Origin of the sequence: Neobacillus sp. PS3-34, from assembly GCF_030915465.1 — a bacterium.
Lineage (GTDB): Bacteria > Bacillota > Bacilli > Bacillales > Cytobacillaceae > Neobacillus_A.
On record NZ_CP133267.1, the window covers coordinates 4,531,251 to 4,555,677 of the forward strand.

Here is a 24,427-nt window from a genome sequence, read left to right on the forward strand (position 1 = left end):
TTCATTTCTGAAAGGCGGGGAGCGTATTGAAGCTCGAAATGGAAATTTTAAAAAGAAGAATTGACGTGGCAGCTAAAAGAACTCCTGCCGATCTTGTTATTAAAAACGGAAATATTGTTAATGTCTTTACAAGAGAAATTGTAAACAGGAATATCGCCATTGTAGATGGATATTTTGCGGCTATCGGGGATTATGAAGGAATTGAGAACGTGGATGTCTCAGGAAAATATATCGTTCCTGGATTTATTGATGGGCATGTTCATATTGAATCAGCGATGGTCACCCCCTCCGAGTTTGCTAATGTCGTGCTGCCCCATGGGGTTACGACGGTTGTGGCTGATCCTCATGAAATTGCCAATGTTAGCGGGGTTGAAGGGATCGAATTTATGATAAATTCATCTGATGATATTCCGCTTGACGTTTTCTTTATGCTCCCTTCGTGTGTGCCGGCAACTCCTTTTGAAAATGCCGGGGCTTCTCTTGATCTTGCTCAGCTTGAACACTTATATGCAAATCCAAGGGTTATTGGCCTTGGAGAAGTAATGGATTATCCTGCAGTATTTCATCATGATGAAAAAATAATAAGCCAGCTCGCAGCAGCAAGCTTAAAAGGCAAACGTATCGATGGGCACGCGGCTGGTCTTGATTCAGACGGCCTAAATGTTTATATGGCTGCCGGAATCCGAACTGACCATGAATGTGTCAATTCTGAAGAAGCCATGGACCGTTTACGTAAGGGTATGTATGTAATGCTCCGGGAAGGTTCAGCAGCCAGAGATTTACTGTCACTTTTAAAAGCAGTAAATGAAAATAACGCTCGCAGGTGTTTATTCGTGACCGATGACAAACATCTTGATGATCTTATCATGGAAGGCAGCATTGATTATAATGTGAGAATGGCGATAAAGGAAGGTTTGGATCCTATTCTTGCTATTCAAATAGCTACTTTGAATGCTGCAGAATGCTTTGGTTTAAAATCAAAGGGGGCCATCGCTCCTGGATATGAAGCCGATTTCCTGGTGCTTGACGATTTAAAATCTATAGTAGCAGAAAGGGTTTATAAAAACGGGAAGCTTGTTGCCCAAAACGGGGAAATGGTTTGCCCATCTGAACCTAATGTCTCACCTTCCCCATCAATTGTGGACAGTGTTAAGTTAAATTCTATTTCTGAGGAGCATTTGCAAATTACAATTGGCGATGAGAGCACGGCAAATATTATCGGTATTGTACCTAATCGTATTGTCACGAAGCATCTCATTGAGAAAGTGGATACAAAAGATGGCCTATTTCAAACCTGTACAGAAAAGGACTATTTGAAAATGGCTGTCATTGAAAGACATAAGAACACAGGAAATATAGGGCTGGGAATTTTAAAAGGGCTGGGAATTAAAAATGGGGCAATTGCTTCCACGGTTGCCCATGATTCACATAATATTGTTGCAGCTGGTACATCGGACAGCGATCTCCTTAAAGCCATTACGTATATTTCCGAAATGAGAGGAGGACTCGCTGTGGTTCAAAATGGGGAAATCCTTGCGTCCCTTCCTTTGCCAATAGCGGGCCTTATGTCTGATCTGACTTCACCGATCATTTATGAGAAATTAAAGGATTTAAATTCAGCCTTAAGGAATATAGGCTGTACGATGGAGTTCAATCCCTTTTTAACCCTGTCCTTCCTGGCTCTTCCGGTTATACCAGAACTTAAACTAACCGATATTGGATTGTTCGACGTAAAGCGCCTTTAAACATATAGAAGTCGGGGAAGTTTAGAAGCCCTATTTTATGAAAAATGAAAGATAGACAGAACGGTTTGTTCTGTCTATCTTTCATTCATTACTCTAATCACAAATTTCTATTCTTCTTCATCCATAATTTTTTCAAATTCAACCGTTACTTTTTCAAATTCCTCGTCAGTCTCGATGGCTGTTAAATCTCCCTCATCGTCGACCTTTAGGAAAAAGATATCGATATCTTCTTCAGTTTCTTCCTGTATATCTTCTACAAATCCTACAGCTACATATTCGGTTCCCTCAATATTGATTGTTGCCAGTACTTCCACTTCCTGATCCTGCTCATTCTCATCACTGATTGTAAAGATTTCGCCTACTTCGATTTTTTCCATGTCTATATCCCCTCTCAATAATGTACTTCAATTTATTATCTTCCCTATGATAATTAATTTCATTCTTACATTAAACATTTTTTATTCATTTAGAGTAAAATGAAAAGGAGTCGATAATACTTTCAGTCTACCCTAAAGGAGCACTCAAATGAACCAAAAAGACCTGCAGGAAAAAATAATCGCTAATTATCAAGGTGAAGAGAAAATGATGATTCTTGTATTTGCACAATGGTGTGTCAATCATGATCTTGATCCACAGGAATTGTACCTCCGGGCTTATCCGCATCAATCTTCAAATCCTTTCTTAATAGAAGCAATAGATTTAACGGTTCCCAAGGAAGAGGCCGGAGTGGTTTCAGATCAAACTCTGCTTGGTGTTTTATCCTTGTTTGGCAACGATGATCTTGCATTTATAGTGACTGAGGAAATAAATAAGAAGAAACAAAAAAAATAACAGGGGAAATATTTTTCCCCTGAAGAAATGTTATCTGGCAAGAACATCCTGATATTCTTTTATATCTTCGATACATGACAGGAATATTTTTGCTAATCAGCGAGTTTTCTTTATTTTTTTTCCATTACGTTAATAAATTCTCTCAAATAATCGGGAAGATCGGGTGGCCGCCTGCTCGATACGAGATGCCCGTCTACTACGACTGGTTCATCCAGCCAGATTGCTCCGGCGTTTTCCATATCATCCTTTATTCCAGGTGTACTGGTCACTTTTTTACCCTGTAAAATCTTTGCAGAAATCAAAACCCAACCGGCGTGGCAGATTTGGCCAATCGGCTTTTTGTTTTCTTCCATATACTGAATAAGGGAAAGAACCTCTGGAAAACGGCGAATTTTATCAGGTGCCCAGCCTCCTGGAACAAGAATCGCATCGTAGTCTTTACCCTGTACTTCGGTATATGAATAATCAGATATTGCAGGCACTCCGTATTTACCTATATATTTCTCCCCGGCCTTCTCGCCTGCCAGATGAACAACGGCGCCTTCTTCTCTTAGTCTTAAAATAGGGTACCATAGCTCCAGATCTTCAAATTCATGGTGGACAAGACTTACAATCCTTTTTCCTTTTAATCGCATGTTAGTTCCTCCTTTTTTACGGCCTTTAAACTTTCAAATAGACTTTATCAGTTTACCCTTTTTATGAGTGATTGAAAAATTGCAGCTTTATTAGTCTTGGAATTTGGCCATTTAATATTTTCGATTCCCCCATCATGTAAGTCTATTTCCTTCTCAGTACCTCTTTAACTGTGGAAGGTTTAAACAGAATGGCAGGCGGATTTACAAGATTCATTACTTTAATGAAATCCTTATATATGGATCGTTTTTTTGTTGAAACTAAAAAGATTTTTTTGACATACCACTGCTGAAACTTTAAGCCGAATGGTTTCTTCCCTTGGACTTTATCGTAGCGAAAATCTTCACAAACCACCATTGACCACACTGGTGCAATGATTTTCGCCATTTTCTTTTGCAGTTTTTTTAAGCTTCCTGATTTTGGCTGCCGAGAAAAATAATCCTTTATGGCCATCGCCTCGAGTGCGGCGACACTCATGCCCTGTCCGAAAACGGGATCAACCCTGCAAAACGAGTCGCCTGCTACTAGCAGTCCTTCTGGAAGGACGACTTTGTCAAAACGTCGCCATACCATATAGGGAATGTTAAAAATCTTCGTGTCAGTCAAGGATTTACCTTTTATTAATTCTTTATAAATATCATCTAATGGAAGCTTACTGGCGTACTCCAAAAAGCCATCTGCACTTTTTATGTCTTCAGCCTTTATACTATTCAGGTATCCGATTAAAGTAACAATATATTTATTATCTTCTACTTTAGATAAAGTACCCCCGATTTCTTGAGTAGGAGGATCAGGATAAAGGAGTTTAATCTTATAGTCTCTATTTTCCTCCGGCAGTTCAAAAATTCTAGTAGCATAGCATAGCCCGATGTCAACCTTGTCTTCGGGTACAGATATTCCCTGCTTCTCTATCCATGTCTTCGTAAATGAACTCGCCCCGCTAGCATCAATGACAAGCTCCGCTGGAAGTATCTTACTTTCTTTTTCGTCTTTGACTTCTACTCCTGAAAGTCTATGACTTTTCGGGTCAAGTATATACGAGATTACTTTTGCGCCATATATGTAATTGACATTATCGAGCTGTCTTACTCTTTTTTCAAGGTAAGTCTCCAGAAGAGTCCTTGTCTGAAGAAGTGTTGTAAATTCGCTCTTAAAGCGGCTTTTCCATCTTCCATGATGAAACCAGGCCAAATCGTTTATTGTATCTATTTTAATGGAACCTGAAGCTTCCATATCCTTTCGAAATCCAGGAAATAATGCTTCCATTGCTTTTTCTCCAGCCTGAAGAAGTGCATGTGTATGGTGTGCCTGAGAAACACCTCGCCAACCCTTTTTTCTAAAGGCTCAACATCCTTTTCTAAAATATGTATGCGGTGAAAATAGGGAGAGATTGCTGCGGCAAATAACTTTCCAGCGATACCTCCCCCTATAATAATTGCTTTGGTACCTCGCAAATCCTTTGCATGTCTATCTATCTGCTTGTAAACCATACAGTGTCCCCTCTAAAAACTGATATCCTCTTTTATTTTAAAAATTCCCTCAAAACAATTCCCAGTGTTATGCCAAGAAACATGGATGAAAGCGTACCAAGCAGAAAGTATTCAGCCCAGTCACGGTCATCCATTTGCTTGAACCTTGCAATCGATTTTGCTGCGACAATAAATCCAATTGCCGGATATGCGCTGTAAAAAGTTAATATTAAAACTAGCAATCTCTCAATATAGCCAATCAATTTTCCTCTGGAAAGATCATGTTTACTAAAAATCGTATAATTATATTCCTCTGTCAATCCTCTATTGCCCACTCGTCTTTCTTCGAAATGAACTTCTTTCCGTTCATTTTTAAAAGCGTATTTCCCTTCAAATGCTAAGAGCTGGGTAGGCAAAGAACCCAAGAGGATTTTAATCATATGCCCGCTTACACTTGTTGCCAAGATGACGATGATGATACAAAAAAGTATGGATGATCCGACTCCTAAAGAAACCTGATTCTTAATAAGCAATCTCACGAACAGCCCTTTGATCTCCAATCCCCAAAACAGCTGACAAGTAAAAATTATTACACCTAAGTGAAGTAGTTGATCAATAATAAAGAAACACAGCCGTTTGATGTTCTCTTCATTGGTGGCTTTTAACGTATCGACCAATTTTATTTTAAAATAATCAATTAAAAAATGCGTAATGACGATCAAAAACAATGGCATTAATAAATTCTTATTCATATTCTTATAGCCATAATCAACAGGAAGGAATAGGGAAAGCACTAGAGCATTTAAAATAAAATGGTGTGCTGTATGCTTCCAAATATTTTTGAGCTTTTCTTTAACCATATGATCCGTTTGCAGATAGAAATCCGCAATTAAATGTGCTAAAACAAGACTTAAAAGCAGCATCGTTTCCCCTTTCTGGTACTACAAATTCATAAATGTGCTGATTTCAGTTTTCAGGTGGTTCCTTATCATGCTATGCAGTTTATTATTTGTATCCTTAGGTTCATTTCCACTAGATGAATATGACTTCTTCTCTAGTGAATTTAATATATCGACTATATCTGCAAATGAATTCAGGATTTCATCACTATTTCCCTTTTTATAATGGCTGGAAATAGTGGGTGCCGTTCTGCCAAGAACCTTTGCAACCGCTTTTTGCTGCTGCAGGATAAAATATAGGGAACAAACGGCATCCTGGATTTCCGTTTGATTTTTAATATATTGCTGCTGTAATTGTAATAAGGAGTTCATTAATGTTTCGAATTCATATCTGAATTGATTGTATGCAAATGAATCACTTGTACCATCAGGAAGGAATTGATCCATTTCAAAAATAAATTGTGGTCTGTTTTGTGCCTGCTTTATTGAATCATTTGCCGTTCTTGCCTGCTTAACAAGCGGATGGATCCATTTTTCAATATCAATCGTGGCTAATTCCTTGTCAATGTCACCAAAGGACAATCCAAAGTAAGGCATATGTTTTTTATGCCTCCAAATCCTGCTTACAAAAAATGCAATGGTATATGCAGTCGAATACCCGCTGCCAACTAAAATAATTTCATCCCCTGAACGATGGCGCACAATGACTGGGTCAACTTCACTTGTCCATATCTTGATCCAGTTAACCACGTCGTCCAAATAACCTGCTAACTCCTCCCCCATTTCATTAGAAGAGGAGTTACTAACATCAAGAATAAATATGGAAATTGGATAAGTCATATTTTCTCCTTCTTTTATAAAATTAGATTATATAACCTAATTTTATAAAAATTAGCCTTATAGGTCAAATAAAATTTAAATTAGATTATATAGTGAAATTAATTTTTCCTATTTGAATCTCTTACAGCTCACTCTCCAGCCAGAAACTGCCCTATAAAATATTCACAAACCTTTTCTGAATCCAGCCTAGCTGCAATATAAGGCGGACGAACTCCCTTCACTCCTTCTAAAGGAAGCCCAAGCCAGAAAAGTTGCTGGTCTATAATGATAAACGGAAAAGGAAGACTGAAATCCAGCCGCTGATATGGCTCCAGCTCATGCCAGTTCTCCCCTGATATCACCATTAGCCTTACACGTTTATCCCTACTCTTCAACATTTCCTTCCATTGTTCCTTCATGACCGTACCATCTGGTAATGAGATTACAATGGATGACCGGGCAGATTGAAGGTCATTGAAAATTCGTTCCAGTTTAAGTGCATGAATCCATTGCAATCTTGGATGCTGATTTTTTATCCATTTTCCAATTTCTGTTGGACTGACAGTTTGTTTGTGGTTTTCCTGATGTTGTACGAGCTGTCTGAGCGTTTTGCCTTGATATACATGTTTACTAATATAGGATCGATTGCTGACATGGATAAACTTACCTCTCGTTCTTGTGATGGCGACATTAATGAGGCGTTCGCTATCCTTCCCTGTTAAAAGCATACCCGCACGGTGCTGCGGCTCACCGTCGACTGTATCAAAAATCATGACATCCCGCTCGCTCCCCTGGAATTTGTGGACTGTTGCCGAAATAATATCAGCGGCAGTGCACTTTTTTTCATACAAGTCTTCAAGCAATAGCTCCATTAGATTCGCCTGGGCACGGTAGGGGGTGACATAACCAATCGATTGGGAACCGCCTAAATATGCTTCATGAATGAGTTGGAACGATAGGAACAATTGCCACGGATTCAGCCTGGAATTGGAGGTGGGTTCATTTATACAATGATCGCCTGTGAAGCTTGTATCCAAAAGAATAGCTGCACGGTTTGGAAATGGCCTCCTCGAGACGATTTCATTTCTGCTATTCCCCACACTTTCATGGTCACCAACAAGGGATTGATATATATACTGATTGGTAAAAGCTGATATTTCCGGGTGCATTCTTCTTTGTTCCTTTAATAAAAATAAATGCGGATGCAGCTTCCCCTCATTCACCCAATCAACAACGCCGGCTCTATGGAAAATATCTTCTCTTAACCACTTTGCTGCGAGAGAATCACGGCTTGTAGCAATCGGAGGCAGCTGCTTAAAATCTCCACAAATGATTACCCTTTTTCCTAAAGAAGCAGCAAACGCTGCCTGAGGTACATACGCCATACTAGCTTCATCAAGAATGACCACGTCAAAATCCTTTTCATAAATAGAATGATCACTTGCAGACTTTGCAAGTGTAGTTCCTATTACGAAAGCATCCTTCAAAAACTGATTTTCCTGTTGGCGAATTTTATCAAGAATTCTTGAAATCTTATTCTCCAGCTCTAATAAATCATTTGAATCTCTTTTGCTAAAAGAACGTGAAAGGTCTTGTTTAAGTTTCTGCCGTTCATCGATTAACATCTCTTTTTCTTCAACCAGATGCGGATCCTTTCTCTGGAGCAGCTGGCTCGTGGTCAGGCCATTGTGGGTCGCAAGTGCCTCCCCTGTATTCAGACCATACCGAAGTACATCACCTTCACGGAAACGGTCCTTCTTTTTTATAAAGGATGAAATTTCACTAATGATCACATCAACGGCCTGGTTACTGTGTGAAAGTATGAGCACACGTTTACCCTGAAAGTATTTATTTGCAGCTGTCCGGGCGAGTGTATAGGTTTTACCGGTGCCAGGCGCGCCATACGAAGGTAATCGGGTTGTATTTGGATCTTAAAACCAACTCATGCACAATACTTTTGCTTTTTTCAGCCGGATGCTTAGCCGGCATTGACGGATCCATTAGTCTTTTCACTCTTAATCGCTTTTGCTTGGATTTCTTGATATCATCTAACCTTTGGATAAGCTGATCAAGGAGCTCCCAGGGATCATGCAGCAAAAAAGCCTCTTGGATTAAATCTCCCAGGGATTGCTCCAGCGCAACGATTACTCCTCTGCCTTCAGAAGAAAGCACGCGCCCGTTGTGTTTTGCACTGCCCCACTCGAGCCTAATCGAAGCACCAACTGGAATTCGAATCGGGACAGGTGTATCAAAATAGTAAGAGAACGATCCTTCCCTTGATAAAAGTCTTCCATTGTTAACTCTAAATTTATTGCTTCCAAATTTTTTTAAATGCATGATTTCATTTTGGAGGGCTGCTGCCACTCTTTTAAATAACTTAACGTACTTGTCATTGGATATCATCCTTTTTAACCAAGAAAGTCCAATCTATAAGAGATTGAACCTGTTTGCTGATGACAGTACTATAGCATTTATAAAAGAGTCTGCCAAATGATCTTAGGTTTTAAGGGGATTAGACGTTTCCTTAAATTAACACGCAATAGGGATACATAAAAATTTCCATTAAGAAAAAAATAACAATTGTAATTTAAAGAAAAAGGAATCTGTTTTTGCGGGCTTTTTAGGGCATAAAATTTTAGGGAGGAAGAGACATGGCATCCAATAGCCAATTTAATAATTTATCCAACGAATCCTTGCAAGAAAGAGTAGAGCAGATTTGGCAAAATACCTGTAATAGTTGGCAAGACATGAATACAACAAACCTAGAGGCGTTTTTATCACAATGCGAGGATCAAAATATTGATCCACAGTTTTGTATGGATTGGGTTGAGCAGCATAAAAATATGATTCCTGAATGGCCAGCACTCTCACAGAAAGCACTTGATTGGGTCAATGGCCATACTTCAACTGGCTCTCCATTTTCTTATAATGACTAATGATTTCACTCTTATCCTTTTTGTCTAAGCAATATAAAAAGCCTTCGCAAAACCGCAAGGCTTTTCACTATTTTAAAACAATAAGCCTTTTTCTTGGAAATTAATCGAAACAAAAGAGTGAGGAGAATTTTTATGGATGAATATCTTTTCAGAAAAATAAATAGTGTTACTGGACAATTTTCACTTTTGGATTTTTTCATGATATTCGTTTCCAAGAAAATTCGATATGTCTACATTATTATTTTGGTCATTATGTGGTTTAGAAACCGAAAAATCACGATAAATGCAGTGCTATCAGTGGTTATTACATTATTAATTAACATAATAATCAGATCTTTTTACTTTAAAGCCCGGCCATTTTTAAAACATCGAGTAGGTATTCTTATTCCGTCAGCATTGGACTCTACCTTTCCTAGCAAACACACATTGCTTGCATTTGCAGTTACTACATCAATCCTACTATATCAACGTACGTTTGGGCTGATTATGTTAGGTTTGTCATTCCTTACAGGACTCTCACGCATATGGATGGGGCACCATTACCCATCTGATATTGCTGGAAGTGCTATTATAGGAACCCTAACAAGCATCGTCATTCACAAAACATCAAATTTTTTTAAATTTTTTTCACGTCAAACATAGTAATACTGATACATTGAATTATGTTATTATTCTGTAAATAACCTTCCTTTTTCCTCTCTATATAGTACAATTGTATTAAGGTTCGTACTATTATATGTAGGAGGTTTATATGAACCGTCTTACCCGCCATTTAATTGTCATTTCATTTGATTGCCTTTCCGCATTGGATCTTCCAGTTTTGGAAAAGCTGCCGCACTTTAGGGAGCTGCTAGAAAAAGGCACATATGTACCTAATGTTGAAACCATTTACCCTTCTGTTACATATCCTTGCCATACTTCTATTGTTACAGGAAACTTTCCTAACAAGCATGGAATCATTAATAATACATTATTGCAGCCTGGCAATCTTTCACCGGACTGGAATTGGTATAGAGATGCGATAAGGGGCACTACTCTATATGATGAAGCGAAAAAAGCAAAAATGAAAACGGCTGCATTATTATGGCCTGTTACTGGAAAAGCAAATATTGATTATAATATGCCGGAAATTTTCGCGAATCGTCCCTGGCATAACCAGATTTTTGTGTCTCTGATGAACGGCAGCCCCCTCTATCAATTAGAGCTTAACAGATTATATGGACACATACGGAATGGCCTGAATCAGCCAGAACTAGATGATTTTGTGCTTGAGTCTACTATCCATACGATCAAATCGAAAAAACCCGAATTATTGCTGGTCCACTTTACAGATTTGGACTCTCAGCGTCATCTCTACGGCTTTTCATCAAAAGAAGCATCTAATGCCTTACTCCGTCACCATGATCGTCTTGGCAAAATAATTGCTGCATTAAAATCCAGCGACATATATGAAGATTCAACCATTGTTGTCCTTGGTGACCATAGCGCACTTGATGAAAATAAAGCGATTAATCTTAATGTGCTTCTTAACAGGCAGAATCTTATTACAGTTAATAAGAACGGCAAGCTGATCGGCTGGAAAGCCTATTGTAAAAGCTGTGATGGTTCAGCATACATTTATATTAAAGATAAAAATGATACAGATACATACAATGAAGTAAAAAGGATTCTGCTCGAAATGCTTAAAGACCCTGACAACGGTATTGAAGACGTTATTTCTGGAAAGCAGGCAGAGGAAAAAGGGGCAGATGGCACATGTGCATTTATGGTCGAAGCTCGCAAAGGTTATTACTTTTTAGAGAATTTTAGCGGAGAATTTATAAAAACGATTAGTGCAGCTGATGTTACAAGGGATAAAAAATACACCCTTGCGACTCATGGTTATTCTCCTGGAAAGGAGCAGTATTCGACTGTATTGGTGGCAGCGGGAAAAGGAATTCGAAAAAATACCGTCATCCCGTCAATCCGCCTTGTCGATGAAGGTCCTACAATTGCAAGGCTTTTAGGTCTCCACCTTGGAGTTACAGACGGAAGGATTATCGAGGAAATGCTTGATTACTCAAACACTTAAGGAGGGCATTTAAATGAATCGTCTGTCCAAACCAGAAAAAGGCTGGGTATTTTATGATTGGCCAACTCTGCTTATTCGCTTATCATTACGACTGCAGTTTTTCCTTTGTATTTTAAAGCTTCAGCGACAGAGGCTGGAATTGCAGCATCCACTTCCACTGCTTATTGGGGTTATGCAAATTCCCTTGTTACCCTGCTTGTTTCCCTGTGTGCTCCAATCCTTGGAACAATTGGAGATTATCAAGGGTTCAAGAAAAGATTTTTTACCTTTTTCTTTTCACTAGGAATTGTTTTTACAGCCCTTCTTTCCGTCATTCCAAATCAGCACTGGCTTATGTTATTACTCTGTTATATGTTTACCGTTGTCGGGTTTGCCGGGGCAAATATTTTTTATGATGCCTTTATTGTTGATGTTACAACTGAGGACCGAATGAACCGGGTTTCATCCCGTGGGTTTGCAATGGGATATATCGGGAGTACCATCCCTTTTATCATAAGCATTGCACTAATCATTTTATCACAGCAAAAGGTACTTCCCTTTTCTGTAACAGCTGCGAGCCAGGCTGCTTTTGCCATTACGGCATTATGGTGGGGTATTTTTACGGTACCAATGTTGAAAACCGTAGAACAGGTTTATTATAAGGACCGTGTTCCTAATCCCATTGCCAACAGCTTTAAACGGATGCTTGAAACGTTTCGGCATATTAAAGCCTATCGTGCGCTTTTCTTATTTTTAATAGCTTACTTCTTTTATATTGATGGAGTGGATACAATTATCACCATGTCAACCTCATACGGTTCAGATTTAGGCATTTCATCTACAAATCTATTAATCATTTTATTTGCGACCCAGGTAGTTGCGGCTCCATTTGCAGTATTATATGGCAGGCTAGCGGAGAAGTTTAAGGGTAAGACGATGCTCCTCGTCGGGATTTGTGTATACATTATCATTTGTACTTATGCTTATTTCTTAAAAACTACTTTAGATTTCTGGATTCTTGCCATGATGGTCGCATCTTCTCAGGGCGGCATTCAGGCCTTGAGCCGGGCATACTTTGCTAGGCTTGTTCCAAAGGAGTCTGCAAATGAATTTTTCGGATTTTATAATATTTTTTCGAAATTCGCCGCCATTCTCGGCCGTTCCTGGTTGGGATTACCGCACAAATAACCGGAAATACGAACAGCGGTGTATTCAGTCTTGTCATTCTGTTTGTGGTCGGGGGCATTCTCCTTTATCAAGTTCCAGAAACATTGCGTTCTTCAGCATCTCATTCAATTTCCAACTAAAAGGATCCAGCTGCTATCCAGGCGATAGACAGCTGGATCCCTTTTAGTTTTAATCAAGCCATGGATGTTTGGTGCTCAAATTTTGATAGCTTTTACAATGATCGATTCACCCACAAATGAAATTACTTTGTTATCTTCTGACTTAATTCGGAATTTTTTCTTCACGTTCTCTCCCGCCTCAAGCATGAAGGCGTTTAACTGTTCTTTTTCCATAACAGGCAAATTCATTCGATCACACCAAGGGTCGAAAAGGAAGGTCTTGTCAAATCGATGAAATTCCGAAATCTCAAATCCGCTCAGTTCCAGCATTTCAATCCACTCTGTTTTTTTCCACGCCCGAAAATGGCTGTAATCCCTCTTTTTTTCAATTGTATTATAAAAATGGTCCAATTCTTCTGCCTCAGGGCAAACATTATCAACAAGCAAGAATTGTCCTTCTGGTTTTAATAATCGATTTACTTCTTCAACAAATGTTTTTACGTTGGGAAAGTGATGGGGAGCAATCCGGCTCGTTACGATATCATACATTTCAGCCGAGAATGGAAGACTTTCAGCATCACCCTCAATAAATTCAACATTTTCATTGCCGTTTCCTCTTATAAATTTCTCTGCTTCCGCCAGCATCTCAGGAGTCAAATCGACTGCAGTTACCCTTTCAACAAACGGGGCAAACGCATTAGCCGTGTGTCCACCGCCAGTTGCTATATCCAGCAATCTTTCACTCCCGTCTAATTCTGCGATAGCAACAAGCTTTTGAAGATCCTTTCCTTCCTTGTGAATTTTACTGACCACGTATGAACCTGCATTCTTGCCAAATTGCTGTTGAACATCCTTTTTAATATCCATCCTTAATTCCCCTCTTTTCTTTCGTTATCTTCAATATAAAATTTATTTATCATAAAAAAAATTACTGTTTTTTTATGAATGTATATAAGAATTACTTATCAATTTATTTGTCTTTACAGACATATACAATGAAGGAGCAGAAAATTAATGTTTTAAAACTTCATTTCCATCTCAACATAAAATCATTTTCATAAAAGGGGTGTATGAGTTGCCGAGAAGAAATTGTATTGCCATGCTGCTCGCCGGCGGCAAGGGCAATCGGCTGAAAAACTTGACTCTGAACATTGCGAAACCAGCGGTTCCTTTTGGCGGGAAGTATCGAATTATCGATTTTGCCCTCAGCAATTGCAGGAATTCAAACATAGATACTGTCGGAGTATTGACTCAATATCAGCCGCATGTTCTACATAAATATATTGGAAACGGCCAGCATTGGCATTTGGATAAAACGGATGGAGGTTTGACATTGCTGCCTCCCTTTGAGTCCCATAATCAAATAAGATGGTATGAAGGAACCGCTGGTGCCATTTATCAAAACATGCACTTTATTGAGCAATATGATCCCGAACACGTTCTCATTATTTCTGGTGATCATGTTTATAAAATGGACTATAGCCTTATGCTGAAGCAGCATATTTTGACAGATGCAGATGTAACAATAGCAGTTGTTAATGTACCCTTAGAGGAGGCAAGCCGGTTTGGAATAGTGAAAACGAATAAGGTTGGGAAAATAATTGAGTTTGAAGAAAAACCAGCCCATCCAAAATCAAAGCTTGCGTCCATGGGAGTATATATTTTCAGGCGGGATGTGTTGATCAAATACTTAGAAGATAATCGTATATCCTCAACCAAAGATTTTGGTCAGGATATAATTCCTGCCATACTTAAAGACTCTTCATCCCTTTTTGCCTATAATTTTAAAGGTTATTGGAGAGACGTGGGCACAGTTGAAAGCTTTTGGCAGGCGAATATGGATCTGTTATCTTCAGAAACAAATATTTTTATGGAAAAACAGGAATGGAAAATCTATACCGCAAATCTTTTGCATCCTCCCATATATCTTGATGCCAAAGGGGTCATCATGAATTCCTTAGTCAGTGAGGGCTGTAATATTTTTGGGATCATAAAAAATTCAGTTATTTGCAGTGGAGCGAAAATTGGGAGAAATACAGTAATAAGAGATTCAGTCATCCTGCCGGGAGCGGAAATTGGGGATAATGCCTTCATTCAAAAAGCAATTGTTGGGAGCAATGTCTATATTAAAGACAGAACAGTCATAAAATCCGAATTTCCAAATGAGATATCCCTTATTTGTGAGAGTGATTTTTTAAAAAAGCACAAGGAGTCTAATCCTGTATTTTTTCATCTAACCTGAAACTTGAAATTATCGAAAAAAAGGATGGCAAGTGCCACCCTTTTTCATTCCAGTCATTTCTTATTTTTTACATTCACCTTAATCTGCTTTGAAAGCATTGACAGACCACCTAGCATATAAAAATAACGCAATTCAATCACCTTTTTCATAAATGAAGCAAATCTACCTCTTATATGGCAGCCATAAACAATCCCTGTGGCATTTTTTCTTCCCATAGACAGGACAGTGCCCCTATGATTATATTGGAACGGCTTTGCTATCTGCCCATAGGCCTTTGAGGCTATATGATAACCGCAGTACTGTCCCTGCTGCAATGCAATTTGGGCTGATGGCGGTATGGGCTCTCCCTCTGGTGTGAAACTGACAGACGCATCCCCTAAAACATAAATGTCTTTATGGTCTAAAACTTCCAAATACTGATTTACCGCTACTCTACCGTTAAGGAGTTTAAATCCCTGATCATTGAATAACGAGTTCCCTTTTACACCCCCGGCCAGATAATTGTATTTGCTTTTATTTCTGATCCATCCGAAAAAAGGACACTGTCTTTTGAACAGGAAGATATACCGCTGCCTAAACGAAATTCACACAAAAGGTGTTGAAGAGATTCTCGAACATCAAGTATCATTCTTGAGTCATAACCATTTAAAAGAGAGTCAGCTGCTTCTGCACAAATCAATTTTACTTGTGATTCCTGAACATCATATTTCTTACATAATTCAGGGATATGCTCTGTAAATTCATATAAAAATTCTATTCCAGTAAACCCGGCTCCTCCGATGACAAACGACAGCCGTTTTTCATCATGGTCATGCCGATATAAGCTGAATTCATTTTCGATATGATTCTTAAGCCGCTCTGTCCCCTCAAAATCAAAGAGGAAAAATGCATTCTCCTCAAGTCCTGGAATATAAAAGGTCTGTGGCGAACCCCCTATTGCTGCCACCAAATAATCATAGGAAAGCAAGCCGTTCTTAAGAGAAACGATTTTCCTTAATGAATTTATCCCGATTACCTCATCTTGGATGAAGTTCACCCTTTCTGTATCAATCAATTCAGTAATAGGAAAGCGAATGTTTTTTGAATCCAATGTCCCTGCACCGGCTTCATGGATCTTGGTCGTTAAATAGTGATAATCATACTTGTTGACTAGCGTTATACTTGCCCTCTTCTTATGGACTTTTTTCTGTAATGTAATAGCCGTTAGCAGCCCGGCATAACCGCCTCCCAAAATGACAATTTTGAGTTTTTCACCCATGAGAATCACCTCTAAAAAGAATGAGTAAATTCATAAAATGTGAATTATTTCACAAACATTATATGTGAACTTTCCGCATCGGTGAACTCTAAAAAATTATTAAGTGAAAAATACCGAAATTTCAGCTCTGGAAAAGTGACAGGCACCTTCCAATTTATTGGAAGGTGCCTGTCACTTTATTACATTACCAAACGAAAAGCCCTACGAACATTGCGCTTAAGAGTGATACTGCCATTCCGCTCACAAGCAGCTTCCAGACATTTTTACCAATGATGCGTGATTTGTCTTCACCAAGTATAGAATTAAAGGTCCCATAAATCATACCAACCGTACTGAAGTTAGCAAAAGATGTTAAAAACGTGGTTGCGACAGCTTTTGTATGAGGTGCCAATACATTTAGCTTAGTTTTAAGATCCATCATCGCAACGAATTCGTTTGTCGTGATTTTAATTCCCATCAATTGTGCTACATACATCGCGTCGTGGCCTGATAATCCAAGAAGGTAGGCAAACGGGCTAAAAATAATTGAGAATATTTTTTGAATGGTCAAACCATGAACAATAAAACCTAAAATGCCGTTTAAACATGCAGTCAATGCTACATAGCCAATCACCATTGCCATAATAACAATGACCATCTGAATTCCAACCAGCATACTATTAGAAATGGTTGAAAAGAAATCTTTTCGTTCCTCTTTAGGAGGAACATACACTATATCTTCTTCTTTGCTGACGTCAATAGGATTTAATATACTGGCTAATAATAAGGCATTCAAACAGTTTAATGGAATCGCACTAAAAACATAAGTGGCAGGAACCATTGATAAATATGCTCCAATGATCGAACCACTGATACTGCTCATGCTCATGATTCCAAAAGTCAGCAAACGATTATCCTTTAAAACCATCATCTGCTGGCGAATTACCGCAAGAGCCTCTGTGTTTCCAAGAAACATCATTTGTATAGAAAAGAAGCTCTCAAGTTTCGGCAGACCAGAAATTTTAGAAATTAACCATCCAACTTTATCAATGATCCAGGTCAAAATTCCAAAATACGATAAAATATCAAAGAACGTAATGATGAAAATGATTGGCAAAAGAGCGCTGAAGAAAAAATCGACCGTTGGATTAGCCATGACAGACGGGAAAACAAAAGAGATTCCCTGGTTTGCGCATGAAATTAACCAAGTGAAAAATGAAGCGATTTGATTAATAGTCCAACTCCCTACCTTGGTCCCTAACATAAACCAGGTGATGAACAATTCAACGATAAACAACATTAAAAGAGACTTCCATTTAATTTTCTTCTTATTAGGTGAGATTAGAAAGAGAATCCCCACAACGACTAAAACGCCGAGAAGATTTAAGAGAAATAACATGTCAACAACTCCATATTTAATGTTTCCTGCAAAAAAGCCCTTATTTTCACACCTCCAGCCACTAGACAGAAAGAATGAAAATAAGAGCTTTTTTCTTTCATATTATGCGGCCAAATCATATGTACTCAGCAGGTTAATTGAAAACACTTTGCATAATATGTGTATTAATTCTCTATATTATTCACACTTCCTTATAGTCCGGCATTTAAGGCTGCCAGGTAGAGACTATCAGACCATTCCACTGATATTATACAAGGAAAATATTTATGAGCTTTATTGGAACAAAGCTCATTTTATTATACTAATAACAATTTAACAATTGATTAAACTAATGTTGTAATTATTTTATTTGTAAAAATTATTTGAGAAATTCGACGCAAAAAAAGGCAGCTTCACTTAAAAGTAAAGCTGCCTTAAAAATATCTTACTATAATAACAAATTATAAATTAATAAAAGAATCCTTAGCTTTTATTTTTGTTTTTACAATTTTATTGTCATACAGCCATTTAGCAACATTCTCCCATATTGCTTTATCCTGATAGCCGAATGGTTTTCCTTTTGCATCCATCAGAGGCAGAAGGATTTGTAGGCTTTTTGTTTCAACATCCTTTTCAAGTGGAGATGATTTGTCTTCATGCTTCAACAAAATTGACAATCCTTTCTCCGGATTTTCCTTAACATATTTCTGCCCCTTTGAAATTGCCGCCATAAATTTCTTAAATACTTTTGGCTTTTCTTTTAACTCTTTTTCACTTGCCACCAATACTAGTTCATAATAATCCGGAACGCCATACTCCCCAGGATTAAAAGCGTGCATAGGGTGACCCTCTTTTTCAAGCAATAATTTTTCATGGTTGATATATCCGCCGATCAGCGCGTCTGTTTTTTTCGTAGCCATTGCAGGAATTAGATCCCATCCAACATCAACCATTTTAATTTTCTTCGGGTCTCCACCGTCAGCTTTCACCATGCTTTGCACAATAGCTTCATCCAATGGAATGGATGGATAGCCAATCGTTTTTCCTGCTAAATCCTTTGGTGATTTGAGAGGTCCATCGGCTGGAACCATTAATTGATTTAGAGGATGACGGACTATTGCCCCAAACGATTGAACAGGAATATCTTCCCCTCGCGCAACTAAAACCTGTGGCTGGTAGCTGAGCGCCATGTCGATCTGGTTGGCTGCAACCAGCTTTAAGGGATCATTTGTATCTGCAGGCATTTGAATATCTACATCTAATCCTTGTTCTTTAAAATATCCCTTTTCCTGTGCAGCAAAAAGAAACGAGTGAACGGCATTTGGATACCAGTCCAGCATTAAACTTACCTTTTCTAGTTTCTTGCTGTCACCTGACTCTTTATCAGTACTAGTTTCGTTGTTCTTATTTCCTGCACTGCAGGCACTTAATAAAAGTAATAACAAACTTGCCATGATTAAAAAAGCTTTTTTCATAATTTTTACTTCCCTTCTGTACACTTCATAAATTTTATCGTTTTTTATTTTTTAATAACTGTTTTTCTAATAAACCAATTAATAAAAAGAGAATTATACCTAGTAATGAAAGCAGGAATATCGCCAGCAAATACGGCATCTGCCTGTAGACTTCCTGACATGCGGCGGCTAAAGTATCCTAAACCTTCACTTGCCCCCAGCCATTCTCCAATCGTAGCACCAACCACACAATATACTACTGACAGCTTTAATCCTGACAAAAACACTGGCATCGCCATCGGAACCTGGACCTTTTTAAAAATATCCCAACGGTTAGCGCCCATTGTCAGAAGCAATTCCCGATATTCCACTCCCCCGGTTTTCAGCCCGTCATATGTACTAACCACAATTGGAAAGAAGGCCGTCAAAATGGTTACAGCAATTTTACTCCAAATGGAATACCCGAACCACATAATAAAAATCGGAGATATCGCAATCAAAGGAACGGTTTGCGATATAACCAGAAATGGATACAGCACTTTTTCTAGTGCACGAAAAAAATGCATGCCGACTCCTAGTAAAACACCGCCTAGAACGGACAGGCCAAAACCAATCAGGACCTCCTTAAGTGTGGCGGGCAAATGCACCTGTAACAAAAGCTGTTGGTTCTCAATTAATGATGTCCAGATGGAAGACGGTGAAGGCAAAATAAATGCTGGAATCAATCCGGTGCGAACTGACCATTCCCATATACTTAAGAGAAGAAGGACGACCAATAAAAACAGGTCATAATCTTCTGTCCATTTTTTAAATCTACCTTTCATCTGAGATCAGCCACTCCAGTTCTTTTCTCATCGCAATAAACTCTGATTGATAAATAAGCTCAGGCCTTCTCGGTCTTGGCAGGTTGACTTTTACTTCTTGGATCAATTGACTGCCTTTACCTGGGAGCAGATAAATCCGGTCGCTTAACAGGATGGCTTCCTCGAGATCATGCGTAATGAACAATACCGTCTTTTGTAAATTCCCCCACAGTTCCAATAACCAGCTGTGCATTTTTCTTTTTGTCAGGGAATCAAGTGCACCAAACGGCTCATCCAATAATAAAAGGTCTCTGCCCGTCATGATGGTTCTTAAAAATGCGACCCGCTGCTTCATTCCACCTGAAAGCTCATGAGGATATGCGTTTTCGTACTCAGCTAAACCTGTTTGGGATAACCAATTTTTGATTTCCACGATCTTAGTTTTCTTATTCTCTTTCGTCATTTCCAGAGGAAGTAAAACGTTTTCCAGGACTGACCGCCACGGTAAAAGCAGATCCTTCTGTGGCATATAGGCAACTTTCCCCAATCTCTTTTCCGATGTTGATCCTTCAATCCAAATTTGTCCCTTGTCAGGATCAAGCAATCCTGCAATAAGCTTAAAAAGCGTGCTTTTTCCCGAACCGCTTGCACCAATAACTGAAACAAACTCTCCTTCATTAACCTCCAACGAGACATTTGAAAATATAGATTTTGAAATCTCCATGTTTGGAAAAGTATACGATAGTTCCTTTATTGATAAGATGGACGAATTAGACAGGCCAATCTCCTCCCTGGTAGACCATATCCCAAAACATATATTCGAACTTGGATGTGGTAATGAAATGCTCTTCAAGGATTTGTTTTTCCCAATCAGGTTTTCCTTCAACCAATTGATCTAACAAATCAATAAGCCAGCAGGCCAATGAACCAAATTCTTTTGATGAGTACATTTTTATCCACTCACCATACAAAGGATGCTCGGTCGAATTCGGATAGTTCTCGGCCAGCATCTTCCCTATCTCCCAGTAGCTCCACATACAGGGCAGCAGTGTAGATATTAATTCCTCGAGTGAACCGTTCTGAGCCACATTAAGCATGTAACGTGTATATGCCAGGTTGATCGGTGTGGGCTTGGTTTCTTCGAGCTGCTGATTGGTAATCTCAAACCTTGCAGCATACTGTCGATGCAAATCCATTTCTCCATGAAGGGTTTCATCCAACAGCTTGGCAAAAACAGCCATCGTTTCTAAATCCTTTGCCTTTACCGACCCGAATGCAAAAAGCTTTGCATAGTCTATTAAGAAGACATAGTCCTGTTTCATATAACGGACAAACGATTCAACAGGCAAATCTCCCTGTCCCATCCCGATTACAAAAGGATGCTGGTGGGTTTTCTCCCATATCTCGTTTACTTTTTTGTACAGGGTCTGTGAAAATTTCATAATTTCCCATCCTTTTTAGTGTTGCACCACTCGGCGATAAATACTGCAAGAACTTTTGCAAAATCTAATAATTGCCGGAATTCAACTTTCTCATTTACCGAATGGGCATCTTCTAATTTTCCTGGTCCAAAAATGACTGTTGGAATATCGGCTCTTCCAAGCCATCCTGCATCTGTCACCGTCGCTGACATCCCGACGACTGGTTTTTGAGCCATCAGTGTTTCATATGAATGGGTTAAACAGCGTGTTCCAGGGTGTTCTGCATCAATCTCTAAGGACGGGAAAATCTCACCACGGTCTATGATCATTGATTTTCCACCCCAAACAAATTGAGGTGGATTGTCCCTTAACCAAGGATCAGCAGCTGCAACTGCACCGATATGCTGCTCAATTTCTTTTATTACTTCTTCATAGTCTTCATCAGGATAAAAATGTACCGTTACCCAAAGCGCACAACGATCCGCGACAAATGCGGCATGCCTGCCCCCTTCAATAACGGCAGGATTAATGGTATTTGTACCTGGAGCAAATCCTTCATAGCTCTTCGTAACAGCCCAATGCCGCTCTAAATCCTGAAGACCTGAAATGATTTTCATCATTTTTTCAATCGCACTTGCCCCTTTAACTCCACCGCCAGCATGAATCATTTTTCCGCGTATGCCATCATGATAAGTTTCTTTGCTTTGAATGGTAATCCAGCCTGTGATGACGCCGCCCTGTCCTTGAATATGTAAGTCACTTGTGTCAACTACAACAGCATAGTCCGCACTATAGCCTCTTTCTGTACAAGCGAGTGTCCCAGCCTCACCTACTTCTTCTCCAATTACTGATTGAAATTGAAGATCACCTTGAAGTGTTATGCCAAGTTCCTTTAAAAGCTTAATTGCGAATAAGGATGCAGCAATCCCACCCTTCATATCGGCCACACCACGTCCGTAAATAAAGGAATCTTTGAGATATGCAGTAAAAGGTGAAGAAACCCATTCGTTATCATCACCTACCTCTGCCACATCAACATGTCCGTTGACAATCAAACTATTAAATTGTCCGGAGGATTCTCCAGATAAAATACCGACAACATTGGGATCCCCTGGGTATATATCCCACTTATCTGTTTTAAATCCCAAATCATCGAGGTATTTTTTTATAAATTCCTGTATGTCATTTGTATTTCTGGCAGGAGGGCTTACTGTAGGGAAGGCAACTAATTCTGTCAATAATTCGACCAATTCTTGCTGCCTTGATTCAACTTCCTGTGAAAGCCTTTCAAGTAAAATATCCGGTTCGATTCTCAAATTCTCACTCCCTTTTAGACTAATATTGCCCCACTAATAAGAGTTTTATCGCACTGCTCAATTAAAGAAAATAGACAAAATAAAACCCACTCACATCCGGAGAAATGAGTGGGTTGACGATAATGCCAATTAAAATTCAGAAGACATCAAAGGATCGCTCCACTTCCCTCCGCTGGTATTGTCCAGATCAGGTTCAAAGGGTCTGGAACAATAGTTCCATCTCAGCCAATTGGCCCCCCTAGTGTATTTCAATTACTTTATTCAGTTAAAGTCTAAATTAAATATAGCACACAATATTCATAAGTAAAGTAAAAAACACTTTACCAGGTGACAGGCACCATCCATTTATTTGGATGGTGCCTGTCACCGTACTTTATTCGTTCTTTTCAGGAATTGCACAATTGCCGTCTGTACAGCTTGCATCTTCAACACTATTGGTTGATAGATCCATCAGATTTGGTAAAGCAGATTCTTCTTGCCATACAGTCTGGAGTGCATTAATGAATGTATCTGTTGGTTGTGCTCCTGAGATTGCATATTTTTGATTGATAACAAAATACGGTACACCACTGATGCCATATTGCTGTGCAATGGCTTCATCAGTTCTTACCTCGTTGGCAAAGGCGGTTTTATCATTAATAACGCTCAATGCTTCCTGCCTGTCGATTCCGGCTTCAACAGCAATATCTGCCAAGGTTTCCTGATTACCAAGATGTTTTGATTCGGTAAAGTAGCCGTATAGGAGTTTTTCAGTAATCACTTTTTCTTTACCTTTTGTTTTTGCGAATTTCGCCAGGCGATGTGCATCAAATGTATTCGTTGGCTTCATTTCATCAAATTGGAAGGTTAACCCCACGCTTGAAGCCTGTTCCCCTACATTTCTGTTAGCCTGTTTTGCCTGTTCAATGCTCATTCCATACTTTTTAGCAAGGACCTCATGAATGCTTTTTCCATCATAAACTCCTGCATTTGGATCCAGCTCAAAGCTTTTAAATTCTACTTCCACCTTATTTTTATTTGGAAATTGTTCAAGCGCCTGTTCAAGGCGGCGCTTTCCAATATAACAAAACGGACAAACAAAATCGGACCATACTTCAATTTTCATAAAATCACCTCATAAACGTTACGGATAGTTATTATAGTAGCATATTGTAAGCTAGAAACAATCTTGTTTTGCTCACGCATTAATATCTACTTCAAATTCGGAAAAACGGAAAAAATGTACTCCCCCCATTTTTTACTCCTAAATGGTTATACTAGTAAACAAAATGGAAAGGCGTGATAGCATGGACATAATTGAACCAAAGGATTTAAAGGCGGGGACGAGGTTTTTGTCATATACCATAATCCCCATACTCCTTCCGTTGCAAATATTAAACCGGCGGAAATCGTTTCACATCCAAAGGACCCAGCAAAACTGGCCTTGTTTTTACATGAATCCTTTCATCTTATTGAAGAGGATGATGCATTTTTCACCTCTGAACAAGCTGCGGAGAAAGCCTATAACGAACTTTATGGCAAATATTGACTCTTTCAAAATTCAGCTATTCTACATATTAATAAAGTACTAAAAATAGAATGCAAAGCGTAAATTTTTAACAAGAGATTTAATTCTTTTAACCCTTTACAAAGGTAAAGTGAAGTTGTAGAATATTCTGTATATTATCATTATCCTAAAAGGTTTTGACGAAGACGGCACTAAGAATTAGCTTTCAGAGAGTCGGTGGCTGCTGCGAACCGATGCTTCTTCTTATAATGCCTAGCACTTCTGAACTGGCCGGCTGAAAAATTAATTAGGCTGGCACGGCAATAAGCCGTTATCTTTATAAGAGGTTATTTTTTTTAGTAACAAAAGAGGGTGGCACCGCGTATACTCACGCCCCTCATAACAAGACGGTTATGTCTGTT

24 protein-coding genes, 3 pseudogenes, 2 riboswitches and 1 other annotated feature are annotated in these 24,427 nt (G+C 38.9%); of the genes and pseudogenes, 8 read left to right on the forward strand and 19 right to left on the reverse strand.

Annotated elements, in window-relative coordinates; genetic code table 11:
- The first annotated feature begins 26 nt into the window (after positions 1 to 26).
- Positions 27 to 1,745 (forward strand): adenine deaminase, encoded by a 1,719-nt coding sequence (ade, locus tag RCG23_RS23875; protein ID WP_308177696.1) that lies wholly within the window; start codon positions 27 to 29, stop codon positions 1,743 to 1,745.
- Positions 1,746 to 1,852: 107 nt separating this feature from the next.
- Here ade and RCG23_RS23880 read toward each other — a convergent pair whose 3' ends face one another.
- Entirely contained in the window at positions 1,853 to 2,122 is a 270-nt protein-coding gene (locus RCG23_RS23880; protein WP_308177697.1) for a DUF1292 domain-containing protein, read from the reverse strand.
- A 148-nt stretch (positions 2,123 to 2,270) separates the two neighbouring features.
- On the opposite strand from RCG23_RS23880, the gene RCG23_RS23885 reads away from it, so the two are divergent.
- Positions 2,271 to 2,576 (forward strand): hypothetical protein, encoded by a 306-nt coding sequence (locus RCG23_RS23885; protein WP_308177698.1) that lies wholly within the window; start codon positions 2,271 to 2,273, stop codon positions 2,574 to 2,576.
- Between the two features lie 110 nt (positions 2,577 to 2,686).
- Here the strand turns inward: RCG23_RS23885 and RCG23_RS23890 are convergent, their stop codons facing one another.
- The 8 genes and pseudogenes from RCG23_RS23890 to RCG23_RS23925 form a co-directional block, all read right to left on the reverse strand.
- Positions 2,687 to 3,211, reverse strand: coding sequence for a type 1 glutamine amidotransferase domain-containing protein (locus RCG23_RS23890; protein ID WP_308177699.1), 525 nt, complete (start codon positions 3,209 to 3,211; stop codon positions 2,687 to 2,689).
- Between the two features lie 142 nt (positions 3,212 to 3,353).
- Positions 3,354 to 4,475 carry an NAD(P)/FAD-dependent oxidoreductase gene (locus RCG23_RS23895; protein WP_308177700.1) on the reverse strand — a complete coding sequence of 374 codons (1,122 nt, stop codon included), beginning with the start codon at positions 4,473 to 4,475 and terminating at the stop codon, positions 3,354 to 3,356.
- The gene (locus RCG23_RS23900; protein ID WP_308177701.1) at positions 4,415 to 4,699 is read right to left on the reverse strand and encodes a hypothetical protein; all 285 of its coding nucleotides are present in this window, start codon (positions 4,697 to 4,699) and stop codon (positions 4,415 to 4,417) included. Before RCG23_RS23900 ends, RCG23_RS23895 begins: the two co-directional genes overlap by 61 nt.
- Before the next feature lie 32 nt (positions 4,700 to 4,731).
- Positions 4,732 to 5,601, reverse strand: coding sequence for a DUF3307 domain-containing protein (locus RCG23_RS23905; RefSeq protein WP_308177702.1), 870 nt, complete (start codon positions 5,599 to 5,601; stop codon positions 4,732 to 4,734).
- Between the two features lie 18 nt (positions 5,602 to 5,619).
- Positions 5,620 to 6,417 carry a hypothetical protein gene (locus tag RCG23_RS23910; RefSeq protein ID WP_308177703.1) on the reverse strand — a complete coding sequence of 266 codons (798 nt, stop codon included), beginning with the start codon at positions 6,415 to 6,417 and terminating at the stop codon, positions 5,620 to 5,622.
- Between the two features lie 128 nt (positions 6,418 to 6,545).
- A complete protein-coding gene (locus tag RCG23_RS23915) occupies positions 6,546 to 7,565 on the reverse strand; it encodes an AAA domain-containing protein (RefSeq protein ID WP_308180165.1) in 1,020 nt (339 codons plus the stop codon).
- A gap of 180 nt (positions 7,566 to 7,745) precedes the next feature.
- Positions 7,746 to 8,237, reverse strand: a pseudogene (locus tag RCG23_RS23920) (AAA domain-containing protein); the annotation flags it as partial.
- Positions 8,238 to 8,277: 40 nt separating this feature from the next.
- Positions 8,278 to 8,799, reverse strand: a complete 522-nt coding sequence (locus RCG23_RS23925) for a hypothetical protein (protein WP_308177704.1) — start codon at positions 8,797 to 8,799, stop codon at positions 8,278 to 8,280.
- A 248-nt stretch (positions 8,800 to 9,047) separates the two neighbouring features.
- On the opposite strand from RCG23_RS23925, the gene RCG23_RS23930 reads away from it, so the two are divergent.
- From RCG23_RS23930 to RCG23_RS23945, 4 genes and pseudogenes are all read left to right on the forward strand, one after another.
- Entirely contained in the window at positions 9,048 to 9,332 is a 285-nt protein-coding gene (locus RCG23_RS23930) for a hypothetical protein (protein WP_308177705.1), read from the forward strand.
- Between the two features lie 132 nt (positions 9,333 to 9,464).
- Positions 9,465 to 9,974, forward strand: coding sequence for an undecaprenyl-diphosphatase (locus RCG23_RS23935; RefSeq protein ID WP_308177706.1), 510 nt, complete (start codon positions 9,465 to 9,467; stop codon positions 9,972 to 9,974).
- 109 nt (positions 9,975 to 10,083) lie between these two features.
- Positions 10,084 to 11,403, forward strand: coding sequence for an alkaline phosphatase family protein (locus tag RCG23_RS23940; RefSeq protein ID WP_308177707.1), 1,320 nt, complete (start codon positions 10,084 to 10,086; stop codon positions 11,401 to 11,403).
- Between the two features lie 13 nt (positions 11,404 to 11,416).
- A pseudogene (locus RCG23_RS23945) lies at positions 11,417 to 12,689 on the forward strand (MFS transporter).
- 75 nt (positions 12,690 to 12,764) lie between these two features.
- Here the strand turns inward: RCG23_RS23945 and RCG23_RS23950 are convergent.
- Positions 12,765 to 13,535 carry a class I SAM-dependent methyltransferase gene (locus RCG23_RS23950; RefSeq protein WP_308177708.1) on the reverse strand — a complete coding sequence of 257 codons (771 nt, stop codon included), beginning with the start codon at positions 13,533 to 13,535 and terminating at the stop codon, positions 12,765 to 12,767.
- A 208-nt stretch (positions 13,536 to 13,743) separates the two neighbouring features.
- On the opposite strand from RCG23_RS23950, the gene RCG23_RS23955 reads away from it, so the two are divergent.
- Positions 13,744 to 14,910, forward strand: a complete 1,167-nt coding sequence (locus RCG23_RS23955) for a glucose-1-phosphate adenylyltransferase (protein WP_308177709.1) — start codon at positions 13,744 to 13,746, stop codon at positions 14,908 to 14,910.
- A gap of 53 nt (positions 14,911 to 14,963) precedes the next feature.
- Here the strand turns inward: RCG23_RS23955 and RCG23_RS23960 are convergent, their stop codons facing one another.
- From RCG23_RS23960 to RCG23_RS24000, 9 genes and pseudogenes are all read right to left on the reverse strand, one after another.
- Complete coding sequence (locus RCG23_RS23960; RefSeq protein ID WP_308177710.1) at positions 14,964 to 15,323, reverse strand: NAD(P)/FAD-dependent oxidoreductase; 360 nt, start codon at positions 15,321 to 15,323, stop codon at positions 14,964 to 14,966.
- Between the two features lie 68 nt (positions 15,324 to 15,391).
- Positions 15,392 to 16,168: an NAD(P)/FAD-dependent oxidoreductase gene (locus tag RCG23_RS23965; protein WP_308177711.1), complete on the reverse strand. Its 777-nt coding sequence runs from the start codon at positions 16,166 to 16,168 to the stop codon at positions 15,392 to 15,394.
- 184 nt (positions 16,169 to 16,352) lie between these two features.
- Positions 16,353 to 17,546, reverse strand: coding sequence for a nucleoside transporter C-terminal domain-containing protein (locus tag RCG23_RS23970; protein WP_308177712.1), 1,194 nt, complete (start codon positions 17,544 to 17,546; stop codon positions 16,353 to 16,355).
- A 174-nt stretch (positions 17,547 to 17,720) separates the two neighbouring features.
- Positions 17,721 to 17,821: riboswitch (purine riboswitch) on the reverse strand.
- A gap of 165 nt (positions 17,822 to 17,986) precedes the next feature.
- The gene (locus tag RCG23_RS23975) at positions 17,987 to 19,000 is read right to left on the reverse strand and encodes an ABC transporter substrate-binding protein (protein WP_308177713.1); all 1,014 of its coding nucleotides are present in this window, start codon (positions 18,998 to 19,000) and stop codon (positions 17,987 to 17,989) included.
- 34 nt (positions 19,001 to 19,034) lie between these two features.
- Positions 19,035 to 19,803, reverse strand: a pseudogene (locus tag RCG23_RS23980) (ABC transporter permease).
- Positions 19,793 to 20,470, reverse strand: a complete 678-nt coding sequence (locus tag RCG23_RS23985; RefSeq protein ID WP_308177714.1) for an ABC transporter ATP-binding protein — start codon at positions 20,468 to 20,470, stop codon at positions 19,793 to 19,795. The pseudogene RCG23_RS23980 and the gene RCG23_RS23985 overlap by 11 nt, the downstream one beginning before the upstream one ends.
- Positions 20,471 to 20,552: 82 nt before the next feature.
- Positions 20,553 to 21,224: a thiaminase II gene (gene tenA, locus RCG23_RS23990; RefSeq protein ID WP_308177715.1), complete on the reverse strand. Its 672-nt coding sequence runs from the start codon at positions 21,222 to 21,224 to the stop codon at positions 20,553 to 20,555.
- The gene (locus RCG23_RS23995) at positions 21,221 to 22,519 is read right to left on the reverse strand and encodes an acetylornithine deacetylase (RefSeq protein WP_374049789.1); all 1,299 of its coding nucleotides are present in this window, start codon (positions 22,517 to 22,519) and stop codon (positions 21,221 to 21,223) included. Before RCG23_RS23995 ends, tenA begins: the two co-directional genes overlap by 4 nt.
- A 147-nt stretch (positions 22,520 to 22,666) precedes the next feature.
- Positions 22,667 to 22,769, reverse strand: a riboswitch (TPP riboswitch).
- Between the two features lie 123 nt (positions 22,770 to 22,892).
- Complete coding sequence (locus RCG23_RS24000) at positions 22,893 to 23,624, reverse strand: DsbA family oxidoreductase (RefSeq protein ID WP_308177716.1); 732 nt, start codon at positions 23,622 to 23,624, stop codon at positions 22,893 to 22,895.
- A gap of 231 nt (positions 23,625 to 23,855) precedes the next feature.
- On the opposite strand from RCG23_RS24000, the gene RCG23_RS24005 reads away from it, so the two are divergent.
- Positions 23,856 to 24,047 carry a transcriptional regulator SplA domain-containing protein gene (locus tag RCG23_RS24005; RefSeq protein WP_308180167.1) on the forward strand — a complete coding sequence of 64 codons (192 nt, stop codon included), beginning with the start codon at positions 23,856 to 23,858 and terminating at the stop codon, positions 24,045 to 24,047.
- Between the two features lie 146 nt (positions 24,048 to 24,193).
- Positions 24,194 to 24,406, forward strand: a binding site (T-box leader).
- Positions 24,407 to 24,427: the final 21 nt, after the last annotated feature.